General features: G+C 29.4%; 22 protein-coding genes and 1 riboswitch. Of the genes, 15 read left to right on the forward strand and 7 right to left on the reverse strand.

Annotated elements, in window-relative coordinates:
- Positions 1–17 precede the first annotated feature (17 nt).
- Together cls and ACRC28_RS10590 are read left to right on the forward strand one after the other, a co-directional pair.
- Positions 18–1,550 (forward strand): cardiolipin synthase, encoded by a 1,533-nt coding sequence (gene cls, locus ACRC28_RS10585; RefSeq protein ID WP_438543413.1) that lies wholly within the window; start codon positions 18–20, stop codon positions 1,548–1,550.
- A gap of 29 nt (positions 1,551–1,579) precedes the next feature.
- Positions 1,580–2,281 carry a TrkA C-terminal domain-containing protein gene (locus ACRC28_RS10590; RefSeq protein ID WP_438543414.1) on the forward strand — a complete coding sequence of 234 codons (702 nt, stop codon included), beginning with the start codon at positions 1,580–1,582 and terminating at the stop codon, positions 2,279–2,281.
- An 8-nt stretch (positions 2,282–2,289) separates the two neighbouring features.
- On the opposite strand, the gene ACRC28_RS10595 is transcribed toward ACRC28_RS10590, so the two are convergent.
- Entirely contained in the window at positions 2,290–2,559 is a 270-nt protein-coding gene (locus ACRC28_RS10595) for a DUF1294 domain-containing protein (RefSeq protein ID WP_438543415.1), read from the reverse strand.
- Positions 2,560–2,663: 104 nt separating this feature from the next.
- Positions 2,664–3,491: a hypothetical protein gene (locus ACRC28_RS10600; protein WP_438543416.1), complete on the reverse strand. Its 828-nt coding sequence runs from the start codon at positions 3,489–3,491 to the stop codon at positions 2,664–2,666.
- Positions 3,492–3,625: 134 nt separating this feature from the next.
- Here ACRC28_RS10600 and ACRC28_RS10605 point away from each other — a divergent pair, with 134 nt between their 5' ends.
- Together ACRC28_RS10605 and ACRC28_RS10610 are read left to right on the forward strand one after the other, a co-directional pair.
- The gene (locus ACRC28_RS10605) at positions 3,626–4,219 is read left to right on the forward strand and encodes a hypothetical protein (protein WP_438543417.1); all 594 of its coding nucleotides are present in this window, start codon (positions 3,626–3,628) and stop codon (positions 4,217–4,219) included.
- 41 nt (positions 4,220–4,260) lie between these two features.
- Positions 4,261–4,707 (forward strand): hypothetical protein, encoded by a 447-nt coding sequence (locus ACRC28_RS10610; RefSeq protein WP_438543418.1) that lies wholly within the window; start codon positions 4,261–4,263, stop codon positions 4,705–4,707.
- A 40-nt stretch (positions 4,708–4,747) separates the two neighbouring features.
- On the opposite strand, the gene ACRC28_RS10615 is transcribed toward ACRC28_RS10610, so the two are convergent.
- Complete coding sequence (locus ACRC28_RS10615; protein ID WP_438543419.1) at positions 4,748–4,987, reverse strand: DUF3892 domain-containing protein; 240 nt, start codon at positions 4,985–4,987, stop codon at positions 4,748–4,750.
- A gap of 45 nt (positions 4,988–5,032) precedes the next feature.
- Positions 5,033–6,304 carry an ectonucleotide pyrophosphatase/phosphodiesterase gene (locus ACRC28_RS10620; RefSeq protein WP_438543420.1) on the reverse strand — a complete coding sequence of 424 codons (1,272 nt, stop codon included), beginning with the start codon at positions 6,302–6,304 and terminating at the stop codon, positions 5,033–5,035.
- Between the two features lie 334 nt (positions 6,305–6,638).
- On the opposite strand from ACRC28_RS10620, the gene sfsA reads away from it, so the two are divergent.
- The gene (gene sfsA, locus ACRC28_RS10625; RefSeq protein ID WP_438543421.1) at positions 6,639–7,331 is read left to right on the forward strand and encodes a DNA/RNA nuclease SfsA; all 693 of its coding nucleotides are present in this window, start codon (positions 6,639–6,641) and stop codon (positions 7,329–7,331) included.
- 13 nt (positions 7,332–7,344) lie between these two features.
- Positions 7,345–7,851, forward strand: a complete 507-nt coding sequence (locus tag ACRC28_RS10630) for an NAD(+) diphosphatase (protein WP_438543422.1) — start codon at positions 7,345–7,347, stop codon at positions 7,849–7,851.
- 16 nt (positions 7,852–7,867) lie between these two features.
- On the opposite strand, the gene ACRC28_RS10635 is transcribed toward ACRC28_RS10630, so the two are convergent.
- Positions 7,868–8,215, reverse strand: a complete 348-nt coding sequence (locus tag ACRC28_RS10635; protein ID WP_438543423.1) for a hypothetical protein — start codon at positions 8,213–8,215, stop codon at positions 7,868–7,870.
- The gene (locus tag ACRC28_RS10640; protein WP_438543424.1) at positions 8,205–9,458 is read right to left on the reverse strand and encodes a DUF1576 domain-containing protein; all 1,254 of its coding nucleotides are present in this window, start codon (positions 9,456–9,458) and stop codon (positions 8,205–8,207) included. Before ACRC28_RS10640 ends, ACRC28_RS10635 begins: the two co-directional genes overlap by 11 nt.
- Positions 9,459–9,681: 223 nt before the next feature.
- Here ACRC28_RS10640 and ACRC28_RS10645 point away from each other — a divergent pair, with 223 nt between their 5' ends.
- The 6 genes from ACRC28_RS10645 (at position 9,682) to ACRC28_RS10670 (ending at position 18,577) form a co-directional block, all read left to right on the forward strand.
- Positions 9,682–10,368, forward strand: a complete 687-nt coding sequence (locus ACRC28_RS10645) for a hydrolase (protein ID WP_438543425.1) — start codon at positions 9,682–9,684, stop codon at positions 10,366–10,368.
- Positions 10,369–11,116: 748 nt separating this feature from the next.
- A riboswitch (Lysine riboswitch) is annotated at positions 11,117–11,284 on the forward strand.
- A 129-nt stretch (positions 11,285–11,413) separates the two neighbouring features.
- A complete protein-coding gene (gene lysA / locus ACRC28_RS10650; RefSeq protein WP_438543426.1) occupies positions 11,414–12,709 on the forward strand; it encodes a diaminopimelate decarboxylase in 1,296 nt (431 codons plus the stop codon).
- A 124-nt stretch (positions 12,710–12,833) separates the two neighbouring features.
- Positions 12,834–13,340: a signal peptidase I gene (gene lepB / locus ACRC28_RS10655; RefSeq protein WP_438543427.1), complete on the forward strand. Its 507-nt coding sequence runs from the start codon at positions 12,834–12,836 to the stop codon at positions 13,338–13,340.
- Between the two features lie 373 nt (positions 13,341–13,713).
- Positions 13,714–14,289: a signal peptidase I gene (gene lepB, locus ACRC28_RS10660; RefSeq protein WP_438543428.1), complete on the forward strand. Its 576-nt coding sequence runs from the start codon at positions 13,714–13,716 to the stop codon at positions 14,287–14,289.
- Positions 14,290–14,365: 76 nt separating this feature from the next.
- On the forward strand, positions 14,366–16,474 hold the full coding sequence (gene ftsH, locus ACRC28_RS10665) for an ATP-dependent zinc metalloprotease FtsH (RefSeq protein WP_438543434.1): 2,109 nt from the start codon (positions 14,366–14,368) through the stop codon (positions 16,472–16,474).
- Positions 16,475–16,486: 12 nt separating this feature from the next.
- A complete protein-coding gene (locus ACRC28_RS10670; protein WP_438543429.1) occupies positions 16,487–18,577 on the forward strand; it encodes a HelD family protein in 2,091 nt (696 codons plus the stop codon).
- 391 nt (positions 18,578–18,968) lie between these two features.
- On the opposite strand, the gene ACRC28_RS10675 is transcribed toward ACRC28_RS10670, so the two are convergent.
- Positions 18,969–20,057: a PRK06851 family protein gene (locus ACRC28_RS10675; protein ID WP_438543430.1), complete on the reverse strand. Its 1,089-nt coding sequence runs from the start codon at positions 20,055–20,057 to the stop codon at positions 18,969–18,971.
- A 370-nt stretch (positions 20,058–20,427) separates the two neighbouring features.
- Here ACRC28_RS10675 and ACRC28_RS10680 point away from each other — a divergent pair, with 370 nt between their 5' ends.
- From ACRC28_RS10680 to ACRC28_RS10690, 3 genes are all read left to right on the forward strand, one after another.
- Positions 20,428–21,261 (forward strand): transporter substrate-binding domain-containing protein, encoded by an 834-nt coding sequence (locus ACRC28_RS10680; RefSeq protein WP_438543431.1) that lies wholly within the window; start codon positions 20,428–20,430, stop codon positions 21,259–21,261.
- A gap of 91 nt (positions 21,262–21,352) precedes the next feature.
- Positions 21,353–22,039 (forward strand): amino acid ABC transporter permease, encoded by a 687-nt coding sequence (locus ACRC28_RS10685; protein ID WP_438543432.1) that lies wholly within the window; start codon positions 21,353–21,355, stop codon positions 22,037–22,039.
- The coding region (locus ACRC28_RS10690) for an ATP-binding cassette domain-containing protein (RefSeq protein WP_438543433.1) at positions 22,026–22,317 on the forward strand (292 nt) is incomplete at its 3' end. The genes ACRC28_RS10685 and ACRC28_RS10690, both read left to right, overlap by 14 nt.

A 22,317-nucleotide genomic window follows, 5' to 3' on the forward strand; every position in this document is an offset into this window, starting at 1 on the left:
GAATTAAGGAGTTATAGATGAGAAAAATAGTTGAATTCTTATTAAGCAGGTTAGTTATTGTTGGAATTTTATTATTAATTCAATTAGGAATTTTAATTTTTGGTATATGGCAATTAGCAGAAGCATTTGCATACATATATATACCATTATTAATTATAAGTGGATTAGTTGTTGTATATATAGTGAGTAGAAGAGATAATCCTTCTTACAAACTTGCATGGACAATTCCAGTTTTGATTTTTCCTTTATTTGGAGGGTTATTATATTTAATCTTTGGTGGGAAAAAAATTAATCTTAAATTTAGGAGAAAAATAGAAAAGGCATACAATGATGCAAGAAAAGTATCAATACAAGACGAAAATGTTATAAAAGAACTAGAAAAAGAAAATAAATATATTGCAAATCAAGCAAAATATACAAGTGAATATGCTTTAGCCCCAGTCTACGGGAATACAAGCTCTGAATATTTATCACCAGGAGAAGTGTTTTTTGATAAATTGGTAGAAGAATTAGAAAAAGCAGAAAAGTACATATTTATGGAATATTTTATTATACAAGAAGGAAAGATGTGGAATAAAATATTAGAAATACTAGAGAAAAAGGTAAAAGAAGGCGTTGATGTTAGAATGTTATATGATGATGTTGGATGTCTTAGGACAATACCTTATAAATATGATGAGGTTTTAAGAAAAAAGGGAATTAAATGTCATGTATTTAATAAGTTTGTTCCGTTTTTATCAATTATACTAAATAATAGAGACCATAGAAAGATAACGGTTATAGATGGACATACTGGATTTACTGGTGGAATAAATTTAGCGGATGAGTACATAAATGAAATAGTTAGATTTGGACATTGGAAAGATTCAGGCATAATGCTAAAAGGGGAAGCAGTTTGGAACCTAACAGTTATGTTTCTTCAAATGTGGAGCTATGAAAGTAAAACAAAAATAGATTATGAAAGTTTTAAGACTGATTTTAAAGAGGACGAGGTTAAGCATGATGGATATGTTCAACCGTATGGAGATAGTCCATTAGATGATGAAATTGTTGGGGAAAACGTATATTTAAATATAATAAGTAAAGCAAAGGATTATGTTTATATAAATACACCATATTTAATTATAGATAATGAAATGGTAACAGCTTTAACTAGAGCAGCAAAAAGTGGTGTAGATGTTAGAATAGTGACACCTCATATAGAGGATAAATGGTATGCACATATGCTTACAAGGTCATACTATACACAATTAATAGAAGGAAAAGTAAAGATTTACGAATATACACCAGGGTTTATACATTCTAAAACAGTTGTTGCAGATGATGAGGTGGCAACAGTTGGAAGCATAAACTTTGATTATAGAAGTCTTTATTTGCATTTTGAATGCGGAGTATGGTTATATAAAACAAAATCAGTACTTCAAATTAAAGAAGATTATTTAAGAACATTAGAAGTATGCGAGGCGATAAGCTTAGAAAAAGCTAGAGGATCAAGTTGGATTTTGAAAATTATAACAGCTGTATTTAGAGTATTTGCACCACTTATGTAAAATGAAATTTACAAAAGAGGAGAGTTTTAATGATTTTAATATTAACGTTTATACTTTTTATGACAGTATTTTTAGTAGTGATAGACTTTTTTTCAATTCTTTTTAGGATGACGGGAATGCCTATTTATAAAGCGAGATTTCAAGTTATATCACTACTATCAAGTACAGGATTTACTACAAGAGAAAGTGAAATGATTGTAAATAGTCCAATTAGAAGAAAGCTTGCAAGCTGGCTTATGATTTTTAGTTATGTAAGCACAGCTACTTTCATTTCATTTTTTGTTAGTATGCTATCCGATACAGTAACTAGTATCGGTTTTTTTGCGGTAATTATATTATTTATATTTGTTGCATTCTTTTTTCATAAGCTATCACTATTAGAAAAGGTTGAAAATAGAATAGAAGATAAAATTGTGAAATCGAAGTTATGGAAAAGATTAAATATAAAAAAAGCTACTTTAATTAGTAGTACAAGAGGATATGGAATATATGAGGTTTACATAGGTGAAGAAAGTAGGCTAGTTGGTAAAGATATATTAAATAGTGGTTTATCAAGTCTAGAAATTGAAATCTTAAATATAGATAAAGGTGAGGAATTTATAAAATTCCCTTTAGCAGATTATATTTTCACAAGTGGAGATAAGGTAACTGTTTATGGGAATTTAAAAAATATTAGAAGTGAATTTGAACCAGAGAGAGAAAGAAGAAAAAATAAAGAAAGCGCATCATAAAGATACGCTTAAAAACGGTGAAATAGAAATACTATACATATTATTTCAGCAAATATTATGATAGGAATTCCAAGATTGAATTTTATTCTTGTAGTTTTATGTCTAAATACATACATACCAATCCAAGAGCCAAAGCCTCCACCAAGGATAGGGATAAGCAGGAGATGAGCTTCGCTTATTCTCCATTTGTGTTTAATAGCTTTTCTTTTATCAATAAACATAGATAGAAAACCTAAAAGATTTATTAATATAAGATAAGCAGTTATAATTTTATACAATAGATAACCCCCTAAAAGTATGATTATATAAATTATATAAAAAATTAGATAAGAATACAAATATATTAGAAAGGATGCTTTAAAACTTCAAAGCATCCTTTATTTTAAGTTTCTTTTTTAGCTGAAACTGTTAATGAAATTGTTTCGTTTAAAGTGTGACAAGAATCATTTAAAGAAGAATCTAAAATAGCCATAATATCACTACCAATTACAGCAAACTCGTCGGTTGAATTTATTGTAGTTGAGTTTATAGTTAGATTAAAAGGCATTTTTTCAGAACAAATAAGTTCATTTTGATTATTGAAAAATGAATAAAGCATACAACAATCTAAGAACAATATGCCACCAAAAACTTTATCAACATTAGCTATTAAAAATCTTCTTATATTAAGATTAGAAAGGCTTACATTTTGAATGGATTTAGGTAATGGCAATGAAAAGCCCTTGTTAATAATAGTATTTAAGACAGGAGAAAATGAATCTTCTAAAGGGAGAATCGCATCGCAAAGTCTATCTAAATCTATAGTAATAGATAGTAAAACACTTTCATTTAAATTAAAAGCTACATGAGAAAATACTCTATGATAAGTAGTTATACTTGAAAGATAATTATCTATGTTAGAGGCGTCTATAGATATAGCTGATAGAGGAATTTCATCAATGTATTGGACCTGTTCAGGTGTTAGGGTAAAGAGTGTTTGAAACTCTTGTTCATTAGAAATACAATGCTCCACTATATTAGAATTAATATCAAAAATTTTATAAGAGATTGTTTTCTTTAAAACACCTTGTATCACAATTTGATTATTAATTTTATGGATTCCGATAATATATGGTTTATTAATAGTATTTACGTCACAACTAACGATAGCAGGAGGAACTAACGGGGTATCCATTTCTATAGTTATGTTAGAAATTAAAAGTTCACTCAAAAAAATCACTCCTAAAAATTTTATATATTAGTATATGTATTAAAAATTTGAAAAAGTGTGAAATAAAATGAGAGTTTTTTTAGAAAAATACAAATGATATAATAAGAATTATTACAAAAGAGGAGAGGAAAAATTTGAAAAAAATAATAATAGGTATAGTAGTTGCAGTTATAGTGGTAGGTGCAGGTTTTTATATGTATACTAACAGAACAGCATCTGCAGAGGAAGGCTTTAAAACGTTCATTGGAGATATAAATAAGTTTCAATTGAGTGGAGCAGAAAATTACATAGAGCAAAATGGTGATATATCTAAGGGAATAACTGAGATAAATAATTCAGATATGACAAGACAACAAGCATTAAAGACATGGTTTAGCTTAATAAAAGTTAATGTAGTTAAAGCTAAAAAAGAAGATGGAGATGTGGTTTTAGAGGTTCAATTCTTTTCACCAAATGGTCAGAAAATAGCTAGTGATTTTCAGTATAATGTAAATGGATTAGATATAAATAATCAAACAATAGAAGATAGTAATGCAAATGGTGACTATCTAGGAAGTCAAATAAGCACTGCATTTCTTAATGCTGTAGAAGGGAATATGACTAATATAGTCCAAACAGATATAAATGTAAAAATGAAAAAAACTATATCAGGTTGGAAGATAGTAAATGATGATGATGTTATAAAAGGATTATTAGGTGGAACAAGGGCAGAAGATATTTTAAACTAATAGAAAAAGAGGTATAATTAGGTAAAAAGGGGGAATTACTTATGAAAAAAATGGTAATAGTTTTAGGGTGTATAGCAGTAGCAATGTTAGCCTTTATTGGGTGCACAAGCAAAGGAGATATGATGTTTACAGCAAGTGGATTAGATAAGGTACATATAAAGGAGTTAGTTGTAACTAATGATGTAACTAAGAAAACATTTAATATAACAGATGCTGATGGAATTAGTAAATTTGAAGATGAATTGAACAATATTGAATTAAAAGAAGCTAAAGAAGATGGTGAACATTCAGGATGTAATGTGCCAGGGAAAAACAAATATTATGTAGAATTCGTAGGTGAAAATAATGAAGTTGTTGGTGACCTTATTATAAGCAAAGAAGGAGATATACAAATAAATAATTTCCAAGCTAAATTTATAAGAGAAGTAAAAAATGAAGAGGCTAGTAAGTCTTTAGAAGAGATAATAGAAAATAATATAAATCCATAAAAAAGCACCATAATGCAATTATAAGCATTATGGTGTTTTTCTAGTCAGATGGTCTGTTAATATTTTCTTCAGAGATACAGTTTAAGCTAAAACTATCATCAGAAGTTCCAACTAAAAACTCATGACCAAAAGAATCTATTGAAGGAGTTACATTTTGAAGAGAGCCACTTCGAGCTAAAGAAAGAGCTTCTTCTAATGTAATTTGAGTTCCGTTAGATAACTCATAGGCCATAGGAACTCCATTATTAGTTAAAACCTTAGTAACGGATAAATTATTCATAAAAACTACCTCCATATACAGGAGTATTCCTAATTAAGAATAAATTTATTCACTAAAAATATCTAAAACAGCTCCATCGATATTAGGTTCTATATGATTAAGAAGCTTAAATATAGTAGCACCTTCATCAATAAGGCTCATTTCTCCAATATTAAAAGCTTTCTTTACTGATGGATTTTTGCAAGTAAAGAAGGTTTTATAGCTTGAATCAAAAGGATTGTATCCATGATTTGCAACAGGGTGAATGCCTTTTGTTTCTTCTATAATAGGACTTGTTAAATCATTTATAAAGTAATAATTATCACTAGCCTCAAGCATAAAGGTACATTTATCACTAGCACCTAAAAGAGAGGCTTCTTTGCTTGATAAAATGCTTTTTATACAATTATTGTTTTCTTTTGAGAAATTAGAAATTAAAGTGTATATTGGTTTAACAAATTCCTCATCTTTAACATAAACGTAGGCAGACCCATCGCAAAAGTTCATATAAGCTATATAATCTTTTATGTTCCCCTTAGAATCAAGAGTGATAAGATTATTATCAATAAAAAATTTATTTAATTTAATAACAAAATCTGCATCTTTAAAGCTATGGTCACCAAGACAAATAATTGTAGAATCCTCATAAATATTATTTTCTTTTAAGAAATTTATGATTTGAGATAATCTATTATTATGTCTTTTTAGAGAGTGAAAAATATGTGGATTTTTTGTTCCAAAATTATGTTTATGAGTATCTGTATCAGTAAGATGAACCATTATAAAATCAGCTAAATCATTTTCTAACACATACATTAAAGAACTAAAAACAAAGTTGTCTAAATAAGGTTGGTCAAAGCCTTGTCTTAAATGTCCATAAAGCTTTTCAACTTTTAATTGGAAAAGAGGACTGCCGTTTAAAGCAGATACCATAATTTGATTTTGAAATTTTCTATTAGGGAAAACTTCAGGCAAGTTTAAATCAATAGTTTTTGCTTTTCCAGTAACAGGCCATAAAAGGGTACAAGTTCGTAAACCATTCTTTTTAGCAATATCATAAATTGTAGTTCCATTAATATATTTCCTATTCCAAAACCAATCAGGAGATTTTCGTTCAGGCTGTATTAAAATATTATTTATAATACCATGATTTATAGGTAATTTTCCTGTACAAATTGAGGTATGAGCAGGATAAGTAAGGGATGGATATACAGATGAAACATCTGATGAGTAAGAGCTTTCTTTAATTAATTCTTCAAAAGAAGAAAGTTTCTTTAAAGAATTAAAATCTTCTGATGAAACTGCATCGAAAGAAAGAATAATAAATTTTTTATTCAAAATAATCACCTCCAAGGTTAAGTTTACTATTAAAATAAAAGAGTTTAAAGAGGGAGAGTGAAAATAAAGTTATCAACAAGCTAAAGTGAGTGATTTCAACACATTGTTGATAAATGTGGATAAAATAGGCAAAAATGTGGATAAGTTTAGTTGTGTAATGAAAAAATATTGACACAATATAAGAGGGGATAGTTTGTTCGACAAACTATATGATGGATATTGTATAAAAAAGTAAGGTAGGTTAAAATTAAGAGGAAGAAAATGTCGAAAAATATTAACATTACTCACACTCCTGTGGATAAAATATGTGGATAATGTGGAAAAGGTGAAGAAAATGAAATATGTAAAAGAAATAATAGAAGCAGAATTTATAGATAGACCAAATAGATTTAATGCATTAGTTAAGATAAATGGCGAAAGTGAAGTAGTACATGTGCCTAATACTGGAAGATGTAAAGAGATACTAAGATTAGGAACAAAAGTGTTACTTAGAAAGGAAGATAGTGAGACTAGAAAAACAAAGTATGATTTAATCTGTGCATATAAAGATGAAATGCTTATAAATATAGATTCACAAATTCCAAATAAAGTTGTAATGGAAGCTTTAATAAATAAAAAAATAAAAGGCCTAGAAAAATATACGGATATATTAAAAGAAAAGACTTTTGGGAAAAGTAGATTTGATTTTAAGTTAGCAGATGAAAATGGAGAAACGTATTATTTAGAAGTAAAGGGAGTAACTTTAGAAAAAGATGGATATGCAAGTTTTCCAGATGCACCAACAGATAGAGGAAGAAAGCATCTTTTAGAGTTAGTAGATGTAAAAAAGGCTAAAATGGGAGCAGGAGTATTATTTTTAATTCAAATGGAAGATATGAAGGAGTTTACTTCAAATGATGAAAATGACCCAGCTTTTGGTGAAGCACTAAGATATGCAAAGGGAAATGGAGTAGATATTTTTGTTTATTCTTGCATTGTAACAGAAAAGGAAATAACATTAGATAAAGAAGTAAAATTAAAATTGTAAAGAGGTGAAGGATTTGAAGTTTAAATACTGTCCTATCTGTGGAAAAGAATTAGAAGAGAAATATAGTTATGATGAAGGTGGAGTGCCTTATTGCTCAAAGGATGATAAATTTTTCTTTGATACACCAAGACCATGTGTTGTTGTAGGGGTAATAAAGGAAGATGAAATATTATTATTAAAGCAAAGCTATATATTTAAAAATTCAAAGGTATTAATTTCAGGATATGTAGGACAAAATGAAAAAGTTGAAGAAACAGTGTATAGAGAAGTTCTTGAAGAAACGGGAATAAAGGTTAAGGATATAAATTATATAGGTTCAGATTATGTGAAAGACAATGATTTGTTAATGTTAACTTTTATTGCATTTTATGAAGAAGGCGAAATCAAAAAGTCTAATGAAGTTGAAGATTTAGGCTGGTGTAAGATAGATGAGGCACTAGAGCAAATGAAGGAAGACATTGTTGGAACAAGTGCAGTTAATGAAATAATTAAGATATTAAAAAATACTAGAAGGAAATAATCCTTCTAGTATTTTTTTAAAGTATAGACTTTCTTTCAAGCTTCATATCTAAAATATGATTATTATAAGTAACGGTTACTTTATCAGTCATCATTCCTACTAAGGTTAATTCAGAATCAAATTCATATTCTCCACCAATCTGCCAGTAATATTGTTCAACCTCTCTTTGACGTGGTGTATTTAAAGAAGTTACAAGCTTTTCTAAGGCCTTTTCAGGAAAATCAGGAATTAAAGCTTGTATTTCTATATAAGACGTATTATCAATATTCTTAATATTAACTTGTATATCCTTTGTATTAAAATGATAACAATAAGATACAAGCTCATTTAAAATTTTTAAATCTTTTTCAGTTCTAAAATTCATCGTGTCTTACCTCTTTTCTAAATGTAATTATAAGTGGTACTAAAAGCATTGCAACAAGTCCTCCAGAAAGACCATTGTTATAAAGGTTTAATCCACCATGTAAATAACCTATATTTGCACTTAAGCAAACATGTAAAAATCCAGCAATAAAGCCTGGAAGAAATCCAAATTTACCTGCAATAGGTGCAAGACAAGTACTAAATAAAATTGATAACAATATACTTGGTGTAGTTATTGGAGCAACATTTAAAAGGGCAGTAGTAGTAGCACCTAAAAGAACTGGAAACATATTTTTAAGATGCTTACCAAATGCTCCAAATCCCATAGTTGTGAAAATAGCACCAAGGGTAGGACCATTTAAATCTCCACCTATAAGTAATAAAAATAAAGTTGAGAATAAGCCTAAGATTCCCATGTTTATGTAAGCAACATCACCATAAAGCAAGTAAAAATCTGATACAAGTCTTCCAGACTGTTCTTTTAAAGAATTCAATTTTTCCATCTTATTATTACCATAATACATTCCAGTAAAAATAAGAAAAAGTGAAATACAAATCATGAACAATAGGAAAAATGTATTATCTCCACTATGCCAAATAAGTCTAGTTTCAAAATCAATTTCTAAAAATCTGAAAATAGACATTAAAACAGTAGCAATAAGACCTCCTGCAAAACCAATATTATAAAGATTATATCCAGAGTGTGCTACCATGCAGTGACTGGCAATAGGAGCTAAAATAAATCCAGTTATAACACCAATTACAGAACCTAAAATCAATCCTAAAAGGATATTTGAAGATGTAAAGCTTAACTGACTTACAGTTGGTGCTAAGGCGGTGGATAAAAGCATAACTAAACTATAGTTTAATAAAGGTTCTTTTCTATATTTAGAGAAAAGATAAACACCAAACATGATTGGCCAAATGTTTAAAATATTTTTTCCGAAAAATGAAAAACCAGTCATTAAAAATAGTGCCATAATAGTTGAACCGTTTGGTTTTACATCTAATGCTATAAGTATAAAAATACTTATAATACTTGTAAGACTTGCATTAAATAAAGCAGCAGCATGTCCACCTATTACAACATAATCAGTTATAAGAATATCTGGGGTAAATAAAATTTTCTTTAAGCCAAAGAGAATTTCAGATGGTGTAGAAATAAAAAGCCCTGCAATCAAGAAAAAAGAATACATGATTAAAAGGATTTTATAAGGCTTAAAGAGTTTTTCTTTTTTAAACAAAAATTTTCACCTCATGAATTTGATTTACATCTATTAATAAAATAGACATATTTTTTACAATTAATTATAATATAAAAAGCTTAATATTTTCTATAAAAAGTAAAAATAAAAAACAAAATATATAGAAAATATTCTCAAAAAAGGATAAAAAATATATAATGAGTAATAGAAGAGAATGTGAAGGGAGGTGAATCTATTACTTTATAAGGAGTAATAGATAATTATGAGCAACAATAACAGTAAGTATGTACCAGAAGTTATGGGGGTTCTCAGAAGCCATATAGTAAAGGTTCCAGAGGTTATAAGAAATTGTACTGGAATTAGAATATTTGGAAAGAGGATAAAAAGTATTTTATTTTCAACAGATGTTGCAATGATAAAAAATACAAATGCAGATGCAATAATGGCAGTTTATCCATTTACACCTCAACCGAAAATAACAGAAGCAATAATAACAGCAGCAGATGTTCCAGTATTTTGTGGTGTTGGAGGTGGTATTACTCAAGGGATAAGAGTAGTAAACCTTGCGCTAGATGCAGAGTTTAAAGGAGCAATAGGCGTAGTCGTAAATGCACCGACATCTAATGACATAGTAAGAAACATAAAAGAAACAATTGATATACCAATTATAGTTACAGTTTGTTCAGAAGAAGAAGACATAGAAGAAAGAATAAACAGTGGGGCAACTATTTTAAATGTATCAGGAGGAAAAGATACAAGTAAAATAGTAAAAAACATAAGAGATAAATATCCAACATTCCCAATAATAGCAACAGGTGGACCAACACTTGAAAGCATAAAAGAAACAGTAGAAGCAGGAGCAAATGCAATAACATATACGCCACCAGCAGGAGCGGAAATAATGAGTGAGCTTATGGACATTTATCGTGAGCGTAAGGGACATAAGTAATGAAGAATTAAGAGTTAAGAATGAAGAATTGGGGGGACTTGCAAGCAAGTCTTCTTTGGGTGGGCTCAAAATTTGTCTGGCGACAAATTTTATCGCATTGGAAGCTTTTTTAGTGAAGAGTTAAGAGGGAAAAGGTTAGAGTTTTTAATTGAAAATGAAGGAGTGGGGGAGTTGCGAGTAAGTCTTCTTTTGGAGGGGCTCAAAATTTGTCTGGTGACAAATTTTATCGCGTTAGAGGGTTTTTAGTGAAGAGTTAAGAGGGAAAAGGTTAGAGTTTTTAATTGAAAATGAAGGAGTGGAGGAGTTGAGAGTAAGTCTTCTTTTGGGGGGGCTCAAAATTTGTCTGGTGACAAATTTTATCGCATTAGAGGGTTTTTAGTGAAGAGTTAAGAGGGAAAAGGTTAGAGTTTTTAATTGAAAATGAAGGAGTGGGGGAGTTGAGAGGAAGTCTTCTTTTGGGGGCTCAAAATTTGTCTGGTGACAAATTTTATCGCAGCATATAGCTTGTTAACTCTTAACTGATAAGCTACCTAATTCTAAATTCTAAAAAACATTATTCAAGCTAAAAACTAAAGAAGAACAACAACTCTTACCTCTAACCTATTAACTCTTAACTACTAAGCTTGCTTGCAAGCTACTTAATTTTAAATTTTTCATTATTAATTCTAAATTTTCTCAAAAACTTGTTGCAAAAGTTGAATTTTATGATATTATAATACTAAATATTTTGAATAAATTGGAAATACAAAATTAGGGTAGAGGTGCCAGATTAAAGAGTAGTTATTAGGAGTTTTGCAAGACTGTGAATAATGATGAAAGGGATGATGGCCGAAGATAACTTTTAGCGAAGAAGGTTTTCTGGGGGTATGTAGAATATACATATCACTGTCACATAACGTGGAGTGCTACAAAAGTCTTATATACAGTTAAGATATGAATGTGTTTTAAAAGTATCAAAGGCATAATTAAATTACACGCTATAGCCCGTCACAGAAATTTACTGTGGCGTTTTGTTTTACTAAAAATAAATAGTGGAGGTAAAAAAATGAAATTATTTGGAACTATGAATGTAGAAGAAAATATTCTAAGTGTAGGAGCGGTAAAACTAAGTAAACTGGCGGAAGAGTTTGGAACACCATTATATATAATGGATGAGGAACAAATTGAAGAAAAGTGTAAAAGCTATTATGAAAATTTTAAGTGTGAGGAAAGAGGAAATAAGGTTGCATATGCTGGGAAGGCTTTTTTGACACTTGCAATGTGTAAACTAATAGAAAAAGAAGGATTATGCCTTGATGTCGTGTCTGGTGGAGAATTATATACTGCGCATAAAGCAGAATTCCCATTAGAAAAGGTATTATTTCATGGAAATAATAAAACTTTAGAAGAAATGAGACTTGGAGTATCACTAGGGGTTGGAACTTTTGTTGTAGATAACTTTTATGAGCTTGAACATTTAAATCATATCGCAAAAGATAATGGAAAAGTTCAAAATGTCTATTTAAGAATAACTCCAGGCATTGAAGCACATACCCATGAATATATTAAAACAGGACAAATTGATTCAAAGTTTGGATTTGCACCTGTTGGAGACAATATATTAAATGGGATTAAGAAAGCAATAAGTTTAGAAAATATAAACTTAGCAGGGCTTCACTGTCATATAGGTTCTCAAATATTTGAGATTGAGCCATATGAGGATGCTACTGAAATAATGTTAAAATTAATAAATAAAGTAAAAGAAGAAACAGGATATTTAATAAAAGAACTTGATTTGGGTGGTGGATTTGGAATTTATTATAGTAGTGAAGATAGTCCAAAAGAAACTAAAGAATATTGTCAAGCTATCCTAGCAAAAGCCGATAATGTATGTAAGGAGTTAGAGCTAGAAATGCCAACTCTTATAATAGAACCAGGAAGGTCAATAGTAGGAAATGCAGGGATGACTTTATATACAGTAGGTTCAATAAAAGATATACCAGAAATAAGAAAGTATGTATCAGTAGATGGTGGGATGTCTGATAATATAAGACCAGCTTTATATAATGCAAGTTATGAGTGTATAGTTGCAAATAGAGTTATACATGATTCAAATGAGAAAATAACAATTGCAGGGAAGTGTTGTGAATCTGGAGATATTCTTCTTCAAGGTGTAGAAATCCCATCAGTTTTAAGTGGAGATTTATTAGCAGTAATGTCAACAGGTGCATATGGATACTCAATGTCAAATAACTATAATAAAATTCCTAAAGCAGCAGTTGTAATGGTTAAAGACGGAAAATCGAGAGTTGTTTGTAAAAGAGAAAGTTATGATGATATATTAAAAAATGAAGTAATGTAATGAAAAACCTATTCTAAAAGTTTATTCTAAGTAAGCTAAAGAATAGGTTTTTTTATAAAATAAATTATATTATGGTAAAATAAGTATATTTTTGGTAAAATATTAAAGGTAAGGGGTTGGGATTATGGTCAAAAAGTTTTTAAAAGAATGGGGAATACCTTTAGTTATTGCATATGCAGTAGCAATTTTAATCAATAAATTTTTAATATTTACAGTTTATATACCATCGGAATCAATGTTACCAGCCATAAATGCAGGGGATAGATTGATAGCACAAAGAGTTTATGATTATGGGAAGATAAAAAGAGGAGATATTTTAGTTTTCGATTTTAAAGAAGAGGATTCACTTTATATAAAAAGAGTGATAGGACTTCCAGGAGATACGATTTTAATTGATGGAAAGAATTTATATGTAAATGGAGAAAAAATTACTGAGGATTACGTGAAATTTCCAGAGGAAACCTTTGCTGAATATGTTGTGCCAGAAAAATCTTATTTTTTCTTAGGGGATAATAGAGCTAATTCAAAGGACGCTAGATATTGGAAAAATCCGTATATAAAAGAAGAAGATATAAAAGGAAAAGCTATTTTTAGATATTATCCTTTTGATAATATTGGAAAATTAAAATAGAAGAAGAGTTATATTTTTATAGAAACTAGGAAAGAATGTAGAAATGCATTCTTTTTTCTATGTTTAAACATAGAATAGAAGGTGAATTTATAGAGAAAATAAAGAGGAACACATTATTTCTATTAAGATAAAATGAATTTACATAACTTTGAAAGAATTTTATGCAATTTTTATGATATACTAAGAAGGAATAACTATATATAAATTTTGAAATAGGTGGTAAAATAATAAAGGATAAAATTTTTATATTTACAAACAGATAGTGATTAAAAGCGGAGAAAAACGTAAAAATTATAGAGACCTAAGTTTTAAAATTTTAACATCTAATATTTTAGAAGGTAAGTAGCTTAATTAAAGAAATGTAGGTGAATGAATGGGTGAAGAAAAAATAAATGAATCTATAATTAAAGATGGAAGAAGAAGTCTTAAGAAAAAAGAGAAAAAGAACAATATATTTTTTGATTGGATATTACCAATATTAATAGCCCTTGCAATAGCATTTTTAATTAATAAATTTCTTATATTTAAGGTTAAAATACCAAGTGGTTCAATGGAACCAACTTTAAATGTGGGAGATAGACTGCTAGTCACAAGAGTTTATGAGCCTCAGAACTTAAAAGAGGGAGATATTGTAGTATTCTATTCACAAGAACTTGGAAAAGTATTAATCAAAAGATTAATAGGACTTCCAGGAGATACAATAAAGATAGTAGAAGGAAATGTATATGTTAATGGAAAGGAAATAGATCAAAGCTATGTAAAATATCCAATGTCCACATATCAAGAATTTCATGTTCCCGAAGGAGAGTACTTCTTCTTAGGAGACAATAGGGCAAATTCATATGATTCAAGGTTTTGGAAAGATCCATATATTCAAGCAAAAGAGATTATGGGGAAAGCAGTCTTTAGAATATATCCTTTTGACAATATAGGTTTTCTTAAAAGATAGAGAAAGGTGAGGTGGAAGAATGGACCAGAAGAAAGATTTTAATAAGGGGAATAATGAAAATAAAAATAATCCTAACATGATGAAAGGGCCAGGTAAAACTATACTTATATATATAATAATTGCAGTGGCACTTATTTTATCAGCAGGATATATTAGAAATACATCAATGAATGAAAAGATAAGCTACACTCAATTCCAGCAGTTATTGAATGATAAGCAAGTATCAGAAGTTACAATAACACCAGACGAGTTATTGATAACTCCAAAAGATGGAAGTGAATTTAAAGGTAAATCTTTATATACAGTAAACATTCCAAATAATAATTTAATACCAGAATTACAAAAAGCAGGTGTTAACTTTACAGGACAAAACCCAACATATTCGCCATTTATGAATACATTAGTAACTTACGGATTAATGCTAATATTCTTAGTATTTATGTGGAAGTTTGTATTTTCAAAAATGTCAGGAAAAATGGGTGGCGGAATGATGCCATTTGGTAAAAACAACGCTAAGGTATATATGGAAGATGAAATTGGAGTTACATTTAATGATGTAGCAGGTCAAGAAGAAGCTAAGGAATCCTTAGTAGAAGTAATAGATTACTTAAATGACCCTAAAAAGTATACTGAAATTGGAGCAAAATTACCAAAAGGAGCTCTTTTAGTAGGACCTCCAGGAACAGGTAAAACTCTTCTTGCAAAAGCTGTTGCAGGAGAAGCAAAAGTTCCATTTTTCTCAATCTCAGGTTCAAGCTTCGTTGAAATGTTCGTAGGAGCAGGAGCTAAGAGAGTTAGAGAGTTATTTAAAGATGCAGCTGAAAAAGCACCATGTATAATCTTTATAGATGAGATTGATGCAGTAGGTAAAAGCAGAGATAGCCAACTTCAAAGTAATGATGAAAGAGAACAAACTCTTAACCAATTACTAGCTGAAATGGATGGATTTGATTCAACTAAAGCTATAGTAATATTAGCAGCTACAAACAGACCTGAAATACTTGATAAAGCATTATTAAGACCAGGTAGATTTGATAGAAGAATAATAGTTGATAGACCAGACCTTCCAGGAAGAGAAGCTATATTAAAGGTTCACTCTAAAGATGTTAAATTAGGTGTGGATGTTGATTTAAAAGATATCGCAAAAAGTACTCCAGGTGCTGTTGGGGCAGACCTTGCAAACATTATGAATGAAGGTGCTTTAAGAGCAGTTAGAGAAGGAAGAAAAGAAGTTTCTCAAGATGATTTAAGAGAAGCAGTTGAAGATATAATAGCAGGTAAGGAAAAGAAAGATAGAATTCTTTCAAAGAAAGAAAGAGACGCTGTTGCATTCCACGAGGTTGGTCATGCTTTAGTAGCGGCACTTTTAGAAGATTCAGACCCTGTACACAAAATAACAATTGTACCAAGAACAATGGGAGCATTAGGATACACTATGCAGCTTCCAGAAGATGAAAAGTACTTAGTATCTAAAGAAGACTTAATAAACCAAATAACAGTAATGTTTGGTGGAAGAGCTGCTGAAGAAGAAGTATTTAACCTTGTTTCAACAGGTGCATCAAATGATATTGAAAGAGCTACACAAACTGCAAGAAGTATGGTAACTGTTTATGGTATGACAGAAAGATTTGACATGATGGCATTAGAATCTGTCCAAAACAGATATTTAGATGGAAGAGCAGTTAGAAACTGTAGTGAGCAAACATCTACAATAATAGATGAAGAAGTATTAAATATAGTAAGAACTTGCCACAAAAAAGCAAGAACTATATTAAATGAAAATAGAGATCTTTTAGATAGAATTACAGAAGTTCTTTTAGAAAAAGAAACTATCATGGGGGATGAATTCATGGAAATAGTTTATGAAAAATATCCTGAAATGAAAGTTAAAAAAGAAGAAAAAGATAAAATAAGAGAAGCTGCTAAAAAAGAAGTTGAAGAAGCTAAAAAGAAAGCAGAAGAACTTAGAAAAGCTAAGCTTGAAGAAATAGCTAGAAAAAATGAAGAAAAAGCTAGACTTGAAGCTGAAGAAAGAAAAGCTAAATTTGCTGCATTAGATGAAGCACTAGAGCAAATGAATCATGAAAAAGATGAAGCTGCAATAGAAGGCGAAGAAAGTGCAACAAAAGTAAATTTAGAAAAACCATCAATAGAAGAAAAAGATGGAGATGAAAATACAAAATAAAGGAGATATCTTATGGATAAAAACATGGATTTCTCATTTGAGAGAGAACATTTAGGGGAAACCTTAAATGTTCTTAATCGTGAGATAATAAATTATATAGAAAAAAGAAAATATATAACTCAATATATAGTAGATTATAGAAAAAAGGTGATTGAGGAATATAAAGATGATGAGGACTTAGTTCAAGAGTATTTTGACCATGAAGCATATGTAAAAGAAGAAGCTTTTAGAACAATTGATAGAAAACTAAAAGAATTTACAAAGTTAAAGGAAACACCTTACTTTGGAAAAATAAGCTTTATAGAAGATAATAGTATGCCTGAAGATATGTATATAGGAAGATTTGGATTAACACCAGAAGAAACATATGAGCCTGTTATAGTAGACTGGAGAGCACCAGTTGCATCGCTTTTCTATAAAGGAACACTAGGAACTACTACATATGATGCACCATCAGGGAAGATTGAAGCAGATATTGTAGGAAGAAGACAAATCATTATAAAAAAAGGTGAACTTAAAGGAGTATTTGATTCAGCATTAGATGTAAAAGATGAGATACTTCAAATGGCGTTAACTAATAATAGTAGTGATAAACTTAAAGATATAGTTATGACTATACAAGAAGAACAAGATGAGATAATAAGAGCAGATGCAGACAAGGTTATTGTAGTAAATGGAGTTGCAGGTTCAGGAAAAACGACAATAGCACTTCATAGGGTATCATATCTTTTATATAATCAAAGAAAAAGATTTGGAGATAAAATTTTAATTTTAGGGCCAAATGATATTTTCATGGATTATATAAGTAGTGTACTTCCATCACTTGGTGAAGATGGTATAGATAATATGACTTTTGAAGTTTTTGCTAAAGATGAAATAGGCTTAGATGAAGAAGTAATAGGATTCTCTTACTATATGGAAGAAGCTATGAGTGGAAATGAAAAGAACTTAGAAGATTATAAAGAAAAAAGTTCAAAACATTTTGTAGAAAAATTAGAAAATATAGTGAAAGAATTAAATGAAAACTACTTTAAAATAAAAGATGTAAAATTCTTTGATGAAGTTGTAATGAGTAAAGAAGAAATAGAAGATTTATTTAAAAATTATTATAGCAACATGCCTTTATTTAGAAGAAATGAAAAAATAAAAAGAATAATAGTTTCAAAAATAAAAGATAAAAGAGATGAAGCTGTAAGAGCGTTAAATAAAGAAATAGAAGAAAAGCTTAAAGATGTAAAAGAAGAAGATTTAATCTTTGAAAAAAATGATTTAGACTTTAAGAAAAGAATAAGAATAAGAGAAATTGTAAGAGAAGTTATAAATGCAAGAACTGAGTTAAACTCTTGGATTGAAAGAGAAAAAACAGTAGATATTTATAAAAATAAACTAGGAATTCAAACATTAACGTATATGGACCTTGCAGGAATACTTTATCTTATGATAAAGCTTGAAGGGAAGAAAACATCTAAAGAATATAAACATGTTGTAATAGATGAAGCACAAGATTATAGCTACATGCAATATGAAATAATAAAAGAAATGACAGGATGTCAAAGTATGACTATAGTTGGAGATAGTAATCAAAGACTTATAGAAACAGATGAAGAAGTAGCAATGGTTAACTTAGAATCTATATTCAAAGGAAAAGTGCAAAACTATGCATTAAACAAAAGTTATCGTTCAACACAAGAAATAATGGAATATGCAAGCAAATTCTTAAAAGAAGAAAGAATAGTTCCATTAGTAAGACATGGAGAAAAGGTACTAGAAGAAAAAGTAGAAAACTTAGAAGATACCATAGATACAATAATTTCAATAATAGAAGATTATGAAGAAGAAGGTCTTGAAAGTATAGCGGTAATAACAAAAAACAAAGAAGTCTTAAAAGAAATATCACCAAAGTTAAAAGAAAAAACAAAGATTTTAACATTTGATAGAAATGATATACTTTATAAAGGTGGAAAGGTTATAATGCCTGCATATTATGCAAAAGGATTAGAGTTTGATGGAGTTATAATACTAGAAGAAGGAAACTCACCAAATCTAGTTAAATATATTATGGCTACTAGAGCATTACACAGACTTTCTGTAATTAAGAGTTAAGAATGAAAAATGAAGAATGAAGAGTTAAGGAAAAAATTCGCTTGGGCGAATTTTGAATAAAAAACGAATTGGCGATGCCAATTCGTTTTTTATTTGGAATAATTAGTAATCAGTAGGCAGTAGTTAGTAGTCAGTAATTAGTAATTAGTCTTGCGATAAAATTTATCGCTAGATAAATTTTGAGCCTCCCAAAAAGAATCGCTTGCGATTCCCCCCTAATTCTAAATTTTTAATTTAAAATTATTAATTACCAAAACTCTAACCTCTAACCTATTAACTCTTAACTAAAAAGCTTCTGGCAATAAAATTTACCGCCAGGTAAATTTTGAGCTTTCAAAAGAATCGCTTGCGATTCCCCTTTAATTCTAAATTCTTCATTTTTAATTCTTAATTATGCTCCAAGCATTTCGATTTCTTTAACAAGCCTGTCATAAATCTCATTTACTTTATCAAAGTCCATGTTATCAACATAGAATTTTTCAAGCTTATCATGTGTTGATTTTGCTTCTGTTATTAAAGAAAGTGCTTTATTTAGTAAGATTTCAAATTCTTCTTTGTTGAAGTCTATGTCTTCTTTTAATGAAGAAAGTTTATCTTTATCACACATATTTGAAAGATTAAAGGTTGTACCTTGAAGACTTAATTTTGATATTTCACTTTCTGAGAATATTCCAGTGTTAAGCTCAGGAATTATAAGGTGTGAAACTCTGTCTGGCAATATTGGATTATGATAATATTCAATGTTGTAGCCATATCCGATAGCTCTATCTCCAAGTTCTTTTAGTATTTCACTTTTTGAAAGTCCAGGTTCTCCTTTTAATATAAATATTGATTCTAAGTTTTCAGCAAGAGCTGATGTGTATGATACTACACCATTTGGGCTGAAGGCAGTTGAAAAAAGGTGTCTTTCTTTTCCAAGGGGTGAAATTCTACAGTTTGGAAATATCATATCTTTTAGAGAAACATTAAATTTAAATAATAAGTTTTTATCTAAGGCACTGTTGTTTAAATCAGCCCAATCTTTATAAATAATACTTGCTGCATTTAGGTATTTGTAGGATCTTTTGAAGCAATTGCTTATATAAGAGTTTAAAGAAAGTATGTCTTTTTTATAAGGCTTTATTTTTTCAAAGTTTAGACAAGTTGCTAAATCTACTATTGAGTCGATTGCACCAGGTGTTTGTGGGTCTATAGTATGAGGTGCAGTTCCATCTAAAAGTGCAACATTAAGTTCTTTGATTAAAACACCATCTAATGATTGGTCATCAGAGGAACAATGGAATTGCTCAATATTATATCCTTTAGTTGAAAAATGAAATGCAATTTTTTTCATAAGCGAGGATTTTCCAGTTCCTGGTCCACCTTTTAAGCAATATATTTTAGTTGCATCTTCTTGAGAAATTATATTATCAAAAAACGAGTAAAAGCCTTTCGAAGTATTTCCACCTAGAAACATATGACGGTCTTTATTTTTAGACAAATGAATCATCTCCTTTGTATTTTATTTAGGTATTTAATAGTACAATATATACTTTTTGTAGAGAATGTGTTCTAAAAGTAAATGAGGGAAAGGAATTTTGATAAAGTATTTTAAATTTAAAGAATAAAATAGAAATTTAAAAAAGTATTATAGAAAGAAAAACGTGCATAAAATATTGTATAAATATATTTTTATGCATTTAAAATTTAAGGTGTATGACTACAGAAAAACAAAGTGTGATAGTGTATGACAGGAAAAGACAAAAAATAAAAATGAAGTTTTTTTTAAAAAACTATTGCATAAAAATGAATAAAAGATGTATAATTATACCAAGGTAAAAAAAGGAAATAAATTTGAGGGGGATTTAAATATGAAAAAAGGGTTTTTAAAGAAAATGATGATAGGATGCATGGCGGGAGTTATGATGCTAAGCTTTGCGGGATGTGGAGCAAAAGAAGAAGGCGGAAAAGAAGCTGCAAAGCCTGCTAATAAATTAGAAGCAGTAAAGGCTAATAAAAAATTAGTAGTGGGAATGAGTGCTGATTATGCACCATATGAATTCCACACAATGGTAGATGGAAAAGATACAATTGTAGGATTTGATGTAGAGCTTGCAAAACAAGTAGCTAAAGATTTAGGAGTAGAGCTTGAAATAAAAGAAATGTCTTTTGATTCATTATTAGGAGCAGTACAAGCAGATCAAATAGATATGATAATTTCAGGAATGAATCCAGATCCAGAAAGAGAAAAAGTTGTTGCATTCTCAGACATATATTATGAAGCAAAACATGGTGTTTTAATAAATAAAAAAGATGAAGCTAAATTTAAGGAAATAGAAGATTTAACAAATGCAAAAATTGGAGCACAATTAGGTTCAACACAGGAAAAATTAACTAAAGATGTGATAAAAGCAAAGAATCCAACATTATTAGCAGATGTAAACAACTTAATCTTAGAATTAAAAGCTGGAAAAGTAGATGCCATAGTTACAGAAGAGCCAGTAGCTAAAATGGCAATGAAAAAAAATCCAGAAATGATGCTAAACAAAATAGAATTTAAAGCAGATGGTGGTGGAAATTCTATAGCAGTTAAAAAAGGTGAAGAAGCATTAATTGCAGAAGCAAACAAAACAATTAAAAGATTAATGGAAAGCGGAGAAATGGAAAAATTCATAATAGAAGCAAATGAAATAGCAAATAAATAAAATGAGTTAATAGTTAAGAAGTAAGAGTTAAGAGTTAATTATAAACTCTTAACTTTTATATCTAAACTCTTAACTGAAAAAGGGAGGATTTATGGGGTATACATTAGATTTTAGTTTTGTGCCGAAGTATTTACCGGTGTTTTTAGAGGGAGCTAAGATGACTTTAATTATTTCAGCTATTGCTGTTTTATTTGGGACATTTATGGGCTCAGTTTTATATTTTTTTAAGAGTGTTAATTTTACTGTTTTAAAGGTGAAGCCTTTAAAAGTCATAGCTTCAATATACATAGAAATAGTTCGTGGAACACCTATGATTTTACAGATTATGATGGTTTATACAGGTTCAGCTTTATTTTTAGGAATTCAAATAGAAGCTTTAACAGCAGCAATTATTGCAGTATCCCTAAATTCAGCTGCATATGTATCAGAAATTATTAGAGCAGGAATTGAAGGAATAGATAAAGGACAAATGGAAGCGGCTAGAAGTCTTGGAATGACAAAAGGACAAGCTATGAGAATGATAATAATACCGCAAGCAGTTAAAAATATTTTACCTGCAATAGGAAATGAGTTTGTTGTAGTTATAAAAGAATCTTCAATGGCATCAGTTATAGGAGTTCATGATTTAATGTTTAGCTCAAATATAGTAAAGGGTGCTACCTATAGAGCTTTTGAGCCATTAATGGTAGTAGCAGTATTTTATTTTGTAATGACATTTACATTAGGTCAATTATTAAAGTACATTGAAAGGAGGATGAAAGCTAGTGATATCCGTTAAGAATTTAGAAAAAAGCTTTGGTCAAAATAAAGTTTTAAAAGGAATAAATGAAGAAATAAAAAAAGGTGAAGTAGTAGTAGTTATAGGTCCTTCAGGTTCAGGAAAAAGTACATTTTTAAGATGTTTAAACCTTCTTGAAAATCCAACAGGAGGAGATATAATATTTGAAGGAGAAAATATTACAGATAAAAAAACTGACATAAATAAAATAAGAGAAAAGATGGGAATGGTTTTTCAACAGTTTAACCTTTTTCCACATAAAACAGTATTAGAAAATC

The organism is Clostridium sp. (assembly GCF_051650885.1).
Taxonomy (GTDB): domain Bacteria; phylum Bacillota; class Clostridia; order Clostridiales; family Clostridiaceae; genus Clostridium.

What these genes read in the sequence shown, in the direction of transcription:
- cls (WP_438543413.1), top strand. Translation starts at nt 18, where the DNA reads ATGAGAAAAATAGTTGAATTCTTATTAAGCAGGTTAGTTATTGTTGGA.
- ACRC28_RS10590 (WP_438543414.1), top strand. Translation starts at nt 1,580, where the DNA reads ATGATTTTAATATTAACGTTTATACTTTTTATGACAGTATTTTTAGTA.
- ACRC28_RS10610 (WP_438543418.1), top strand. Translation starts at nt 4,261, where the DNA reads ATGAAAAAAATGGTAATAGTTTTAGGGTGTATAGCAGTAGCAATGTTA.
- ACRC28_RS10615 (WP_438543419.1), bottom strand. Translation starts at nt 4,987, where the DNA reads ATGAATAATTTATCCGTTACTAAGGTTTTAACTAATAATGGAGTTCCT.
- sfsA (WP_438543421.1), top strand. Translation starts at nt 6,639, where the DNA reads ATGAAATATGTAAAAGAAATAATAGAAGCAGAATTTATAGATAGACCA.
- ACRC28_RS10635 (WP_438543423.1), bottom strand. Translation starts at nt 8,215, where the DNA reads ATGAATTTTAGAACTGAAAAAGATTTAAAAATTTTAAATGAGCTTGTA.
- ACRC28_RS10645 (WP_438543425.1), top strand. Translation starts at nt 9,682, where the DNA reads ATGAGCAACAATAACAGTAAGTATGTACCAGAAGTTATGGGGGTTCTC.
- lysA (WP_438543426.1), top strand. Translation starts at nt 11,414, where the DNA reads ATGAAATTATTTGGAACTATGAATGTAGAAGAAAATATTCTAAGTGTA.
- lepB (WP_438543427.1), top strand. Translation starts at nt 12,834, where the DNA reads ATGGTCAAAAAGTTTTTAAAAGAATGGGGAATACCTTTAGTTATTGCA.
- lepB (WP_438543428.1), top strand. Translation starts at nt 13,714, where the DNA reads ATGGGTGAAGAAAAAATAAATGAATCTATAATTAAAGATGGAAGAAGA.
- ftsH (WP_438543434.1), top strand. Translation starts at nt 14,366, where the DNA reads ATGATGAAAGGGCCAGGTAAAACTATACTTATATATATAATAATTGCA.
- ACRC28_RS10670 (WP_438543429.1), top strand. Translation starts at nt 16,487, where the DNA reads ATGGATAAAAACATGGATTTCTCATTTGAGAGAGAACATTTAGGGGAA.
- ACRC28_RS10680 (WP_438543431.1), top strand. Translation starts at nt 20,428, where the DNA reads ATGAAAAAAGGGTTTTTAAAGAAAATGATGATAGGATGCATGGCGGGA.
- ACRC28_RS10685 (WP_438543432.1), top strand. Translation starts at nt 21,353, where the DNA reads ATGGGGTATACATTAGATTTTAGTTTTGTGCCGAAGTATTTACCGGTG.